Genomic DNA, 13,273 nt, shown 5'->3' with positions numbered 1-13,273 from the left:
GACGCTTCTCGATCATGGCGGCGGCCCCGCACCAAGGGGGGGACGACACCCTCGGGCGGGTCGGGTGTGAAGGTCGTCCTGTCGTTTCGGCGGGGTGGGGTGTACGTCCCGTCATGTGCCAGAGTGATCGAGTGAGTGAGTTCACCGAGGCGATGGCACAGCTGGCGGCGGGCGTGGCCGTGATCACTGTGAGGGACGGCCGTGACGACGTGGGCGTGACGGTGTCCGCGCTGATGTCCGTCTCCGTCGATCCGCCGCTCATCCTGGCCAGTCTGTCCAGCGGCGGCTATCTCGCCGAGGTGTTGCTCAGGCAGGATCGCTGGGCCGCCTCGCTGCTCTCCTCGGGGCAGGCGGCGATCGCCAGCAGGTTCGCGGTCGCCGGCCGTCCGAGCGCCCGTCACCTGGTCTCCGGCGCGCCGCACCACCGGGGCCCGCACACCGACGCGCTGATCATCGAGGGTGGGGTGGCGGCGCTGGAGGTGGAGACGACGCAGGTCGTGCCCGCGGGAGACCATGCTCTGTTCGTGGCGGGGGTGCTCGCCGTCGATTACGTGGACTCCGCGCCCCTCCCTCTGGTACGGCTGCGCGGACGCTACCGGCCGGTGTAGGGCGGCACCGTCAGGGGCGCCTGGACGTGCGCTATGTCAGAGGTGTGGTCACGTTCCCGGAGGTGCCGAGGGCGAGCATGACGGCCAGGACTCCGAGCAGGCTCCCCATGGTGATCCGCTGGGTCCGCAGCCAGGAGGGACGGCGGGCGAGAAACCCCGCGACGGCTCCGGCGGCCAGCACGATCGACAGGTTCACCGAGACGGCCACCATGATCTGGAAGCCGCCGAGGATGATGCCTTGGAGCAGCACATCGCCCTTGGCGAGGTCGACGAACTGCGGAATGATCGCGACGTACAGGATGGCGATCTTCGGGTTGAGCAGGTTCGTCAGCAGCCCCATGGTGAAGAGCCGGCGGGGGGAGTCGGCGGGCACGTCCTGAACGGTGAAGACCGATACGCCGCCGGGCTTGATGGTCTTCCAGGCGAGCCACAGCAGGTAGCACGCCCCGGCGATCCTGATGACGGTGAGCAGTTCGGGCACGGCGGCGAACAGCACCGCCAGCCCCAGGTTCGCGCCCACCAGGTAGACCAGGAAGCCGGCCGCGACCCCGCCCAGGGAGATGATTCCAGCTCGGCGTCCCTGGCTGATGCTTCTCGACACCAGGTACATCATGTTCGGGCCCGGCGACAGCACCATGCCCAGCGCAATCGACACCACGCCGAGCAGTGCGCTCTGTTCGATCATCGCCACCGTCCACCTTCTGCGTTCGAGCCATGGGATCGCCGCAGGCCACCGATTGCGCCGACATGGCGAAGCTATCGCTCAGTTCATTGTCAGTGCAATATCAGAAATTGAACTCGGAGCAATTCTGTGCTTGACTCCCCTCGGAGAGGAGACGGCCATGGACGACTTCCGGCGGGTGGCTGACGAGGTGGCGGCGGACATCGCGGCTGGGCGGCTACGGCCCGGCGATCGCCTGCCGCCGCAGCGGGAGTTCGCGCGGCAGCGCGCCATCGCCAACTCCACCGCCGCCCGCGTCTACAAGGAACTGGTCCTGCGTGGTCTGACGGTCGGCGAGGTCGGACGCGGCACGTTCGTCAGGGCCGCTGCTCCACGCCCGCAGCCCGCTCTCGCCGAGCCGGCCGACAGCAGGGTCGATCTGGAGCTCACCTACGCCTTCGTGCCCGAGCAGGCGAGCCTTCTGGCCGAGAGCATGGGCGCTCTGTTGCGTCCCGACGTGCTGGAGGCGTCCATGCGCCCGGTGGGCGCGGCGGGGACGCTCCCTGCGCGCGGCAGCGTCGCCGATCTGCTCGCCCGCGAGGACTGGCGGCCGGACCAGGAGCGGGTGCTGTTCGCGGGCAACGGTCGTCAGGCGATCGCCGCGGCCATGACCGCGCTGGCGTCCCCCGGCGCCAGGATCGGCGTGGAGGAGCTCACCTATCCCGTCGTCAAGGCGATCGCGAGCCGCCTCGGGGTCACTCTCGTGCCGCTGGCCGTCGACGCGGCAGGACTGGTTCCCGAAGCCGTCGAGGCCGCCATGCGCAAGACCCCGCTCGACGCCGTCTACCTTCAGCCGACGCTGCACAACCCGCTGTCGCTGACCATGCCGGTGGAGCGCAGGATCGAGCTGGCAGGCCTGCTGAGGCGGCTGGACCTGCACGCGATCGAGGACGCGATCTGGTCCTTCCTGCGCCACGACCTGCCGCCTCTCGCCGCGCTCGCCCCCGAACGCACCATCCTCGTCGACAGCCTCTCCAAGCGGCTGGCTCCCGGCCTGACGCTCGGGTTCGCCGTCGTCCCCGAGGCCCTCGGGGCCAACGTCTCGACCGCCCTGCGCTCCGGTGGTTGGACGCCGATGCGTTTCGCGCTGGACGCCGCCACCCGATGGCTGAGCGACGGCGTGGTCGGCAAGGTGACCCGCGCCAAGCAGGCGGAGGCCGCCGCCCGGCAGGAGCTCGCCGCCCGGCACCTGGGGGAGTTCGCGGTGCACAGCGATCCGCATTCCTTCTACTGCTGGTGGGAGCTCCCGCCGCCGTGGCGGGCCGACACCTTCGTCGCCGCCGCCGCGCGCCAGGGCATCGCGGTCACCCCCGCGGCGGCCTTCGCCGTGGGCCACTACCGCGCCCCGAACGCCATCCGCCTGGGCCTGGCCTCCCCGCCCACCGACATCCTCGCCCGAGCCCTGGCCACGCTCGCCGGCCTCGCCCGCTCGACTCCGGACGATCTGCTCTCCGAGTGACAGCCGGGAGGAAGACGGCGCATCCGGTCAAGAAATGACGTGTAATATGCACGTGCATACATCTCGATCGGAGACAGCGAATGGCCGAGCGTAGGTTCCTCTTCCTGATGGGCAGTGCGCGGCCGGGTGGCAACACCGAGGCCCTGGCGAGGACGGCCGCCGAGCACCTGCCCGAAGGGGCGGAGCAGCGCTGGCTGCACCTCGACGACCTGCCGCTCCCGCCGTTCAGGGACGTACGGCACGTCGACGACGGCGTCTACCGGGCGCCCGTGGGGAACGAGCGGGTGCTCCTGGAGGCCACGCTCGACGCGACCGACCTGGTGATCGCCTCGCCGCTCTACTGGTACAGCGTGTCGGCCTCCACCAAGCTCTACCTCGACTACTGGTCGGCCTGGATGCGCGTGCCCGGCGTCGACTTCCGCAGGCGCATGGCCGGCAAGACGACCTGGGCGATCAGCGCCGTGAGTGACGACGACATGGCGGTGGCCGAGCCGCTGGTGGGCACCTTGCGGCTGTGCGCGCAGTACTTCGGCGGACGGTGGGGCGGCGCGCTGCTCGGCTTCGCCAACCGTCCGGGCGACATGGCGACCGACCACGACGCGCTGACGAGGGCCAAGACCTTCTTCACCGCGCGAGCGACCGGCTGACCGCCGTCGCCTTCACATCCAGCGGCCGTGCGGTCCCACCTGGCTGAGGGTGTGGAGAGCCGCCAGCGTGACGCCGAGGCAGACCACCGCGAAGGAGAGCGGTCCTGGACGCTGGATGCCCGCCCGTCGCCAGGCGACCACCAGCACGACCGCTGTGCCGGACGCGAGCAGCAGGTGCGCGCCGTGCTGCCACGACAGACCCTCCCAGCCGCTCCACGCGTGGCCGTCGACCACCCTGTGACCGACGGCCACGTTGAGACCGCCGAGCCCGAGCAACGTGACCCATGGCAGGAGCTGGAGGAGGGAGCGGCAGGCCACCAGGCGCAGGACGATCACGAGCAGGAAGGTCCACGACGCCACCTGGTGGAGGTGCCGGACGAGCAGGCCGCCGGGCGTCTCGGAACTGATCTCCAGCGCCGAGGCGTACGCCTCGCTCATCTCGACGCCTCTCAGCGGCTCGTAGGGGCCGTCATAGACCACCTGGCCGGTCGTGTCGAAGAAGGCGAGGTAGGCGCCGGTGAGCACCACGATCACGAAGCAGGTGACGAGCACCGCGTCCGCCGGCCGGTTCAAGTGCCTCATTCCGAATATTTCACCATGAATGAGGATCATCAGGGCCGGTCACATCGAGGGGCCGTGCAGCCAGATCTGGTTGAGGGGGAAGAGGACCGCCAGCAGCGTCAGGCTGAGGCAGATCACCACGAAGTAGAGCGCTCTGGGCCGCCGGCCCCCCGCCCGCCGCCACGCGACCACCAGGGCGGCCGCGACGACGAAGGCGAGCAGCAGGTGCGCGCCGTACCACCAGGCGATCGGCGCCTCGCCCAGGATCCTCCCCGCGAACAGGTCGTCGGTCAGCGTGTAGCCGACGATCGCGTTGAGCGTGGCCAGCACGAGGAGTGCGATCACCGGCAGCGCCTGGAGGAAGGCGCGGCAGGCCGTCAGGCGCAGAGCGACGCCCACCAGGAAGATCACCGACGACCACTGGTGGAGGTGCCGGATGAACAGGCCGCCGCGGACGTCGAAGCTGAGGTCCAGCACCGAGGCGTAGGCCGTGCTCATGGCGATGCCCTTGAGCAGGTCGTAGGAGCCGTCGTAGACCACCTCCTCGGCGCTCGGCGTGTAGAAGAAGGTGAGAAAGGCGCCGGTGAGCAGGACGATGACGAAGCAGTAGACGAGCATCTCGCCCACCAGCCTCTGCTGGGGCCACATCTGGCATATTTCACCATGAACAAGGATCACCCAGGAGAATAGGCCGGGTGACTGATCCGAGAATCGATCCCCCGGCCGCCGGTGACGAGCGTGAGCTCCTCACCGCCTTCCTCGACTGGCATCGCGAGACCCTGGCCGTCAAGTGCGCGGCGCTGACCGACGAGCAGTTGCGCGAGCGGGCGGTCCCTCCCTCCGCCATGTCGCTGCTCGGCCTGGTCCGCCATCTCACCGACGTCGAGCGCTACTGGTTCCGCCGCGTCCTCGAAGGCGCCGACCTGCCCGCCCTGTACTGGAGTGACGTCGACGACGTCGAGTTCGACGTCGCGGACGTCCCGGCCGACGAGGCGCTGGCCGTGTGGCGCGCCGAGGTGGACGAGTGCCGCAAGGTCTCGGCGAACACGCCCATCGACGCTCTCGCCGAGGTCGCCAGGCGTGGAGCCCACTACTCGCACCGCTACATCCTCATCCACATGATCGAGGAGTACGCCCGGCACAACGGCCACGCCGACCTGATGCGCGAGCGCATCGACGGGGTCACCGGTGAGTAGGACGCCTAGCGGATGACGATCTCGCCCGGCAGCAGGAGCGGGCCGTAGGAGGGAAGGCCGAGCTCGCCCGCGATCCTCGCGAACGGGCCCCAGGCCTCCAGCCGCACCCTGGCCAGGGCCGCCGCCTTGTCCTCGCTCGACTCGGGCCCCTTCAACCGCTCCAGCGGGTTGAGCCGCGGATAGGTGCGCACGGGAGCGTCGTCGGCGAGGCCTGCCCGCTTGCGGGCCAGGCCGAGCGCGTCCTCCAGCCCGCCGAGCTCGTCGACGAGCCCGCGCTCGCGAGCGTCGGCGCCGGTCCAGACGCGGCCGCGGGCCAGCTCGTGCGCGCGCTCCCTGGTCAGATGGCGTCCCTCGGCGACCTTGCCCACGAAGTCGTCGTAGATGCGGTCGAGCCAGGCGTTGACCCTGTCCCACTCCTCCGTGGAGAAGGACCGAGCCGAGGAGAACATCGCCGCGTTGGCCCCCTCTGTGATCATGTCGGTGGTGACGCCCGCCCTCTGCATCAGCCCGCCGAGCACGGCCTTGCCGCCGAGCACGCCGATGGAGCCGGTCAGGGTGCCGGGCTGGGCGATGATGACGTCGGCCGCCATCGCGACGAAGTAGCCGCCGGAGGCCGCGACGTCGCCCATGGAGACGATGACCGGCTTGACCTTGCGGGTGAGCACGACCTCGCGCCACACCGTGTCGGAGGCGACATAGGAGCCTCCGGGGCTGTCCACCCTGAACACCACGGCCTTGACGTGCGGGTCGCGCCTGGCCGCGCGGATGGCGGCGCTGATCGTGTCGGAGCCCATCGAACCGCCGCCGCCCAGCGGGCTGCGCCCGCTGCGGCCCAGCTTGATCATGCCGTGGCCGTGGATGAGGGCGACGCTGTCCGCCGTCGGGTTCGGCAGCTTCCTCACGGCCGCGCCGCGCGCGTAGCGGGAGACGAACTGCAGGTGCGCGTGGTCGCCCGCGGCCTTCTTGACCTCGTCGTACACCTCGTCCCTGTAGGCGAGCCTGTCGACGAGACCCGCGTCGACGGCCTCGGCGCCGATGAAGGGACCCCTGTCGACCAGCTCGCGAACCTTGCCGGGGTCGAGCCGCCTGCCTTCGGCGATGCCCGCGACCACGTGCTCGAGGATCGACTCGGCGAGCCTGCCGTACGACTCCCTGTGCGCGTCGGTCATGTGGTCCTGGGTGAAGGTGTTGGCGGCGGTCTTGTACTCGTGCCGCTGCCCCACCTCGTAGGCGATGTCGAGCTTCTCGAGCGCGCCCTTGAGGAAGCGCTGCTCGAGGGCGATGCCGGTGAGGCCGACGTCGCCGCTGGGCTGGAGGTAGACGCGTTCGAAGGCGCTGGCCAGGTAGTAGGGGATCGTGCCCTGGCCGAACTCGCCGAACGTCTCACCGTAGGCGACCGTCAGCCTGCCCGAGGCGCGGAAGTGGGTGACGGCCTGGCGCAGCTCCTGCACCATCGCCAGTCCGAGCGGGTTTCCGCCGATCTTGACGATGAGAGCCTTGACGCGGGAGTCCTTCCTGGCGCGCTTGAGGCCCGACAGGACGTCGGCCAGGCGCGGCTTGCGCATGGTGAGAATCGCGTTGAGCGGATCGGCGGGAGGACCCGCGGTCAGCCCCTCGGTGAGGTCCAGCTCCAGCACCAGCGGGGCGGTACGCCGCTGGCGGAATCGGTCAACGGTGTCAACGATCGCCTTGGTCGCGTCCATAAATGTCACCTTAAGCGACGCCCCGGCGCCCGCGAGCGCCCCCAACCCAACCATCTCGTACGGCAAGCCCGCCATGCTCCTCCGCAGGCGCGTGGTCCCCTCCGCCGAAGGCGCGCCGCCCAGCGGGACTCCGGCCGGCCGCCGCAACGGCGCCCGCAAGCGAAACGGCCACGCCCGAAGGAGGGCGTGGCCGTGATGCGAACTGACAGGTCAGGCGGCCGTGCAGGTCAGCGTCGCAGGCGGGTTGTTCGCCCCGCCGCGCAGCTGCCCGTTGAACCCGAACTGCGCCGAGGCCTCGGGAGCCAGGGAGCCGTTCCAGCGGGCGTTCGTCACCGTGACGTCCGCGCCGCTCTGGGAGACCCTGCCGTTCCAGAGAGTCTGCACCCTCTGGCGGTCGGGGAAGGTCCAGGTCACCTTCCAGCTCTTGATCGGCAGCGTGCCGGTGTTCTTCACCGTGACCGAGGCCTGGAACCCGCCGGGCCACGACGCCTTGGTGGCGTAGGTGGCGGCGCACTCGATGCGCGGCAGCGCCTTCCAGACGTCCAGGCGCGGCGTGGTCAGCTGCTTGCCCGCGCTGGTGTAGGTGATCGGCTTGCCCGCGGCCTTGAACCTGGCGAGGATCTCCTCCACCGAGGCGTCGGGCAGCTTCTCCCTCATCAGCGCGAAGGCGCCCGCGACGTGCGGGGCGGCCATCGAGGTGCCGCCGAAGCCCGCGTACCTGTCGTCGGGCACGGAGGAGAAGATCGGCCAGCCGGGGGCGAACAGGTCGAGCATCTCGCCGCGGTTGCTGAAGGACGACACGTCGTCGGTACGGGTGCCGACCTGCGGGTACTCCACGTCGGTCGAGCCGACGGTCACCACGTTGGAGACGCAGGCGGGCCAGGAGACCGAGGCGTCGAAGGCCTCGTTGCCCGCCGCGACGACGGTGGCGACGTTCTGTGCGATCAGCTGGTCGACCTGGGCCTTGAAGTCGGCGCCGTCGCCGGTGTCGCAGGCGGTGTCGTACTTGCCGCCGCCGAGGCTGAGGTTGACCGAGACGATGCCGAACTGCTTGGCGATCAGGTTGACGTACGACATCCCGGTGAGGATGGAGGAGTCGTAGGCCAGGGCGCAGGGCGTGTTGGCGGGCCCGCCGCAGTACTCGGGGTTGGTGAACCTGCTGAACACCTGCACCGGCACGATGGTCGCGCCGGGGGCGACGCCGTTGGAGGGCTCGCGCTGCGAGGAGTGCGCCTTGCCCGCGACGATGCCGGCGACGTGGGAGCCGTGCGCGCAGATCCCGAAGGTGGCGTCGCCGGGGGCGACGTTCTTCATGCAGGCGTCGGTGGTGGCGCTGGCCGCGCCCGCGCCGATCTGGAACGGCGCGCCGCTCGGGCACAGGGAGGTGGCGGTGTCGGCGGCGTTCTCGGCGGAGAAGCACGCCTCGGCGGCGATGCGGCCGCCGAAGAACGGGTGGTCGCCGTCGATGCCCGTGTCGAGGACGGCCACGGCCTTGCCCGCCCCGGTGACGCCCGCGGCCTGCGCCTTGTCGGCGCCGATGATCGGCAGGCTCCTGACCAGGTTGGGGGAGTTGAGGCGGTCCTCGCGGATGGAGACGACGTTCGCCTGGCCCGCGATCTTCTTGAACTCCTCGACGGTGCCCTCGTAGACGAAGAAGTCGAGCTTGCCCGCGAGCGCTTCGGGGGTGGGCGCGACGTTCTCGACGCTTGGGGTGACCGCCTCGGCGGTGGCGGCGAGGGACTTGGCCTGCGCGGGGCTCTGCACCTGGACGATGGCCCTGTGCGTGCCGCTGATCCGCACGGCGGGGTCGAGTTTCTTGAGCGGGTCGTCCGCGGCGGCTTGCGCGGGGGCTGTGACGAGCCCGGCCGAGAGGGCGGCGAGGGTGGCCGCACCGGCCAGGAGAGACCGCAGTCTCACTGTGCCTCCGAGGGGGGTGATCCAATTTGTGAGGCTGAGTGTACAGATGTGAAATTTGATGTCAGAAGCGAAGCAAAGTGTCTTTTGGGTAACGCGAAGGAGGCCGGTCCCGTGGGGGGACCGGCCTCTCGGCTGCGTGCCGCGCGCTACTTGCCGAGTGCGGCGGTGGCCTTCTTCAGGCTCGCGCTGCTTGCCTTGGCGGTCAGCCGGACCTTCTCCGCGGCCTGGACCGGCGCCAGTGTGGAGGTGGCCCCGTGCGCCCAGTTGAGCCAGGCGGCCAGCAGGGCGCGGTCCAGCTTCGCCCGCGCGCCCTTGGGGGCCTTCAGCACCCTGTAGGCCTTGCCGAGCGAGGAGGCCTTGGTCAGCTCGGGGAAGACCTTGCTCGTCTTGTGGGCGAGCTTCAGGTAGCAGGTGAGCGTCTCGTCCGACAGCTGTCCCGTGCCGCGGTAGACCTCCACGGCCCACTCCTTGGCCGTCATGCGGGTGCCGGCCGTACCGCGGGTGCACACGGACGAGGGAGCGGCGGGAGGTGTCGCGGTGACGGTCACCGTCACGGTCACGGTCGGCAGGGGGATGGGGGTCGGATCGGGCTCGTCGCTCCCGCCCGGGTCCTCGGAGCGGGGATCCTCGGACTGGGGGTCCTCGTCCGTGGGCTCGGGGGAGGGGCCGCTCTCCGAGGGCGCGGGCGCGGGCCCGCTCTGGCTGACCGTCGGCTGCGGCGCGGCGCCGCTCGCGGCGGCCGCCAGGTCGAGGCGCGGCGTGGTCACCTGGACGCCTCCCGCCTGGTAGGAGAACGGTCTGCCCGAGGTCTTCAGCTTCTCGACCAGCGCGCCGATCGCCTGGTCGGGGAAGGCCGCCTTGAGCACGGCCAGCGCCCCGGCGACGTGCGGGGCCGCCATCGAGGTGCCGCTGTGGGTGGCCATGGCGTCGTCGGGCACAGAGGACTCGATGTCCACCCCCGGCGCGAACAGGTCCAGCAGCGGGCCGGTGTTGGAGAAGTCGGCGATGTGGTCGCCGTTGTCGCTCGCGCCCACGGCGACGGCCGAGGAGACGCAGGCGGGGAACGTGGTGCCCTCGAAGTACTCGTTGCCCGCGGCGACCACGGTCGCCACGCCCTTGGCCAGCAGGTCGTCGATCTTCGGCTTGAAGACCTGCCCCTCCTCCGAGGTGTCGCAGGAGGTGTCGGACAGCTGCCCGCCGAGGCTGAGGTTCATGGCCGCGATGGGGGTGGCGGGCGCCAGCGAGGCGACGTGGTCGACGGCCAGGCGCAGCGACGACTCGAAGGCCATCAGGCAGGCGGCGGCGCCGCAGGCGTCCTCGTCGTTGACCCGGCTGAACACCTGCACGGCCACGATGCTCGCGCCCGGCGCGACGCCGCCCTGGCCCGCCGCGATGCCGGCCACGTGGGTGCCGTGCTCGCAGAGGTTCTCGCCGCCGACCAGGCACTTGGCGTACTCGGAGTCGGCCGCGCCCGTGCCCGTCATCTGGCTCTGGCCGTTGGGGCACAGGGACTCCACTCCGTCGTACTCGGTGGAGGAGAAGCACGCCTCGGCGACGATCCTGCCGCCGAAGAAGGGGTGGTCGCGGTCGATGCCGGTGTCGAGGATGGCGACGGCCTGTCCCGCGCCCGTCCTGCCCTCGGCGTGCGCCTTGTCGGCGCCGATCACGGGGAGGCTGGAGATCGCGGTCGGCGGGTAGGCGCGGTCGCGGTGGATGGAGGCCACCCTCGGGTCCTCGGCCAGCTTGGCCAGCTCCTCCGCGGTGCCCTCGACGACGATGAAGGGCTGCGCGGCCGGCTGTGCCTCGGGCTGGAGCACGACCTGCGCGTCCTGGGCGGCGGCCTGGGCGGCGACGGGCGCGGTCTGCGCGGCGTCGGTGAGCTCGACGATGACGCGGCTGGTCCCCTCGGCGACCGCCAGCCCCTCCTCGAGCTTCTCCTCAGGCCGGCCTGGGGAAGGCTGCTCTGGAGGGGGCTGCTCTGAGGAGGGCTGTTCTGCCGGAGGCGTGCTCTCGGGGGGTGCGGAGGCGGTGGGGGCCGGTGTCGACGGAGGCTCTCCGGCGAGGGCCGGAGCGGCGGGCAATAAGGCCAGCAGGATCGAGCACACGATCAGGCGTCGAAATCGCACACGTCCTCCGAGGGGTGATGATCTCGGAGTGTAGAGAGATTTGTCCCGACAGCACAGGGGCTGTCGGGGTTTCTCAGTAAACGCTCACGTTGTCGCGGGCGGCGTCCCCTTGAGCCAGACTGCGCCCAGCGGCGGCACCACCAGGGTGGTCGAGTACGGCAGGCCGTGCCACGACTCCTCCACCGCCTCCACCGCTCCGAGATTGCCGACCCCGCTGCCCCAGTAGTCGTAGGCGTCGGTGTTGAGCATCTCCTCCCACCGCCCGCCGTACGGCAGGCCCAGCCTGAAGTTCTCGTGCGGACCGCCGCTGAAGTTGACCACGCACGCCACCGCGGACCCGTCCTCGCTCACCCGGAGGAAGGAGAAGACGTTGCCCTGGGCGTCGTCGGCGTCGATCCACCTGAAGCCGTCGGGGGTGCTGTCGAGCTCCCACAGGGCCGGGGTCTCGCGGTACATCCTGTTGAGGTCGCGCACCAGCTTCTGCACGCCGCGGTGCCCGTCGAAGTCGAGCACCCACCAGTCGAGCCCGCGCTCCTCCGACCACTCCGAGCCCTGGCCGAACTCCCCTCCCATGAACAGCAGCTGCTTGCCCGGATGCGCCCACATGAACGCGAACAGCGCCCTGAGCTGCGCGAAGCGCTGCCACTCGTCACCCGGCATCTTGCCCAGCAGCGAGCCCTTGCCGTGGACGACCTCGTCGTGGGAGAGCGGCAGCACGAAGTTCTCGCTGTAGGCGTACATCAGCGAGAAGGTCATCTGGTGGTGGTGGTACTGCCGGAAGATCGGCTCGTGGCGCAGGTAGGCCAGGGTGTCGTGCATCCAGCCCATGTTCCATTTGAACCCGAACCCCAGCCCGCCCAGGTGCACGGGCCGCGAGACGCCCGGCCACGCGGTCGACTCCTCGGCGATCGTGATGATGCCCGGCTCCTCCCTGTAGCAGACGGAGTTCATCTCCTTCAGGAACTCCACCGCGTCGAGGTTCTCGCGCCCGCCGTAGACGTTGGGCGTCCACTCGCCCTCTCGCCTGGAGTAGTCGAGGTAGAGCATCGAGGCGACCGCGTCGACCCGCAGCCCGTCGATGTGGAACTCCTTCATCCAGTAGAGGGCGTTGGCGACCAGGAAGTTGCGCACCTCGTTGCGGCCGAAGTCGAAGACGTAGGTGCCCCAGTCGGGGTGCTCGCCCCGCGCGGGGTCGGCGTGCTCGTAGAGCGGGGTGCCGTCGAAGCGGGCAAGCGCCCAGTCGTCCATCGGGAAGTGCGCAGGCACCCAGTCGAGGATCACCCCGATGCCCCGCTGGTGGAGGGCGTCGACGAGGTGGCGGAACTCGTCGGGCTTGCCGAAACGCGAGGTCGGCGCGTAGTAGGAGGTCACCTGGTAGCCCCACGAGCCGCCGAACGGGTGCTCGGCCACGGGCAGCAGCTCCACGTGGGTGAATCCCATCTCGCTGACGTAGTCGGTCAGCTGCTCGGCCAGCTCCAGATAGCCGAGCCCCGGCCGCCACGACCCGAGGTGCACCTCGTAGGTGCTCATCGGCGCCTGCTGCGGCACGGTCGCGTGGCGGGAGTCCATCCAGTCGGCGTCGTTCCACGCGTAGTCGGAGCGCTCGACCACCGAGGCGGTCTGCGGCGGCACCTCGGTGCGCCTGGCCATCGGGTCGGCCTTGTCGCGCCACATCCCGTCGGCGCCGAGGACCTGGTACTTGTAGCGCTCGCCCTCGCCCATGCCGGGCACGAACAGCTCCCAGACCCCCGACCTGCCGAGCGAGCGCATGGGGTGGGCCACGCCGTCCCAGTGGTTGAAGTCGCCGACGACCCTGACGCCCCGCGCGTTCGGCGCCCACACCGCGAACGCCGTGCCGTCGACGTCCTCGTGGCGCATCACCCTGGCGCCCAGCGCCTCCCACAGCCGCTCGTGCCTGCCCTCGCCGATCAGGTGCAGGTCCACCTCCCCGAGCGTGGGCCAGTGCCGGTAGGGATCCTGCATCTCGTACGGCTCGCCGCCCGCGTAGCGCACGCGCAGCCGGTAGTCGGGCACCTTGTCCAGACCCGCGACCGTCGTCTCGAACACCCCGTGCGCGACGTGTTTCAACGGGCGGGCCTCGTCGTCGAAGACCACCTCGACCTGTTCGGCCAGTGGACGCAACGCCCTGAACGTGACTCCGCGCGGCTCCAGGTGCGCTCCGAGAATCGAGTGCGGGTCGTGGTGTGCGCCACCCGCGAGTCGGTCGAGCTCTGTCCTCATCGGCATGCCCCTAACCCTGCCCTATAGCGACCTTCCAACCCATGCCCTTGCCCGCTGTCGCCATGCGAATTCACACGAGCGGTATGTGGAAATA

11 protein-coding genes are annotated in these 13,273 nt (G+C 70.3%); 4 read left to right on the top strand and 7 right to left on the bottom strand.

The window, feature by feature from the left end:
• The first annotated feature begins 131 nt into the window (after positions 1-131).
• On the top strand, positions 132-608 hold the full coding sequence (locus ABFX50_RS18360; RefSeq protein ID WP_346147869.1) for a flavin reductase family protein: 477 nt from the start codon (positions 132-134) through the stop codon (positions 606-608).
• Between the two features lie 31 nt (positions 609-639).
• Here ABFX50_RS18360 and ABFX50_RS18355 read toward each other — a convergent pair whose 3' ends face one another.
• Complete coding sequence (locus tag ABFX50_RS18355) at positions 640-1,293, bottom strand: LysE family translocator (protein WP_346147867.1); 654 nt, start codon at positions 1,291-1,293, stop codon at positions 640-642.
• Positions 1,294-1,450: 157 nt separating this feature from the next.
• Here ABFX50_RS18355 and ABFX50_RS18350 point away from each other — a divergent pair, with 157 nt between their 5' ends.
• Positions 1,451-2,788, top strand: coding sequence for an aminotransferase-like domain-containing protein (locus tag ABFX50_RS18350; RefSeq protein WP_346147865.1), 1,338 nt, complete (start codon positions 1,451-1,453; stop codon positions 2,786-2,788).
• Between the two features lie 80 nt (positions 2,789-2,868).
• Entirely contained in the window at positions 2,869-3,435 is a 567-nt protein-coding gene (locus ABFX50_RS18345) for a flavodoxin family protein (RefSeq protein WP_346147864.1), read from the top strand.
• A gap of 12 nt (positions 3,436-3,447) precedes the next feature.
• Here the strand turns inward: ABFX50_RS18345 and ABFX50_RS18340 are convergent, their stop codons facing one another.
• Together ABFX50_RS18340 and ABFX50_RS18335 are read right to left on the bottom strand one after the other, a co-directional pair.
• Positions 3,448-4,017, bottom strand: coding sequence for a hypothetical protein (locus ABFX50_RS18340; RefSeq protein WP_346147863.1), 570 nt, complete (start codon positions 4,015-4,017; stop codon positions 3,448-3,450).
• A 39-nt stretch (positions 4,018-4,056) separates the two neighbouring features.
• Positions 4,057-4,644 (bottom strand): cytochrome b family protein, encoded by a 588-nt coding sequence (locus tag ABFX50_RS18335; RefSeq protein ID WP_346147861.1) that lies wholly within the window; start codon positions 4,642-4,644, stop codon positions 4,057-4,059.
• 47 nt (positions 4,645-4,691) lie between these two features.
• On the opposite strand from ABFX50_RS18335, the gene ABFX50_RS18330 reads away from it, so the two are divergent.
• A complete protein-coding gene (locus tag ABFX50_RS18330; RefSeq protein ID WP_346147859.1) occupies positions 4,692-5,192 on the top strand; it encodes a DinB family protein in 501 nt (166 codons plus the stop codon).
• Between the two features lie 5 nt (positions 5,193-5,197).
• Here the strand turns inward: ABFX50_RS18330 and sppA are convergent, their stop codons facing one another.
• From sppA to glgB, 4 genes are all read right to left on the bottom strand, one after another.
• Positions 5,198-6,895 (bottom strand): signal peptide peptidase SppA, encoded by a 1,698-nt coding sequence (gene sppA / locus ABFX50_RS18325; RefSeq protein ID WP_346147857.1) that lies wholly within the window; start codon positions 6,893-6,895, stop codon positions 5,198-5,200.
• 210 nt (positions 6,896-7,105) lie between these two features.
• A complete protein-coding gene (locus ABFX50_RS18320) occupies positions 7,106-8,812 on the bottom strand; it encodes a S8 family peptidase (RefSeq protein ID WP_346147855.1) in 1,707 nt (568 codons plus the stop codon).
• 146 nt (positions 8,813-8,958) lie between these two features.
• Positions 8,959-10,938: a S8 family peptidase gene (locus tag ABFX50_RS18315; protein WP_346147853.1), complete on the bottom strand. Its 1,980-nt coding sequence runs from the start codon at positions 10,936-10,938 to the stop codon at positions 8,959-8,961.
• Between the two features lie 84 nt (positions 10,939-11,022).
• Positions 11,023-13,179 carry a 1,4-alpha-glucan branching protein GlgB gene (gene glgB / locus ABFX50_RS18310; protein WP_346148078.1) on the bottom strand — a complete coding sequence of 719 codons (2,157 nt, stop codon included), beginning with the start codon at positions 13,177-13,179 and terminating at the stop codon, positions 11,023-11,025.
• Between the last annotated feature and the right edge of the window lie 94 nt (positions 13,180-13,273).

The organism is Nonomuraea recticatena (assembly GCF_039533245.1).
In the GTDB taxonomy this organism is placed as follows: domain Bacteria; phylum Actinomycetota; class Actinomycetes; order Streptosporangiales; family Streptosporangiaceae; genus Nonomuraea; species Nonomuraea roseola.
This window is presented reverse-complemented; position numbering and strand designations above follow the sequence as displayed.

Excerpts from the sequence above, each read along its gene's own strand:
- ABFX50_RS18340 (WP_346147863.1), bottom strand. The coding sequence starts at position 4,017 with ATGAGGCACTTGAACCGGCCGGCGGACGCGGTGCTCGTCACCTGCTTC.
- glgB (WP_346148078.1), bottom strand. The coding sequence starts at position 13,179 with ATGAGGACAGAGCTCGACCGACTCGCGGGTGGCGCACACCACGACCCG.
- ABFX50_RS18335 (WP_346147861.1), bottom strand. The coding sequence starts at position 4,644 with ATGTGGCCCCAGCAGAGGCTGGTGGGCGAGATGCTCGTCTACTGCTTC.
- ABFX50_RS18350 (WP_346147865.1), top strand. The coding sequence starts at position 1,451 with ATGGACGACTTCCGGCGGGTGGCTGACGAGGTGGCGGCGGACATCGCG.
- ABFX50_RS18345 (WP_346147864.1), top strand. The coding sequence starts at position 2,869 with ATGGCCGAGCGTAGGTTCCTCTTCCTGATGGGCAGTGCGCGGCCGGGT.
- ABFX50_RS18355 (WP_346147867.1), bottom strand. The coding sequence starts at position 1,293 with ATGATCGAACAGAGCGCACTGCTCGGCGTGGTGTCGATTGCGCTGGGC.
- sppA (WP_346147857.1), bottom strand. The coding sequence starts at position 6,895 with ATGGACGCGACCAAGGCGATCGTTGACACCGTTGACCGATTCCGCCAG.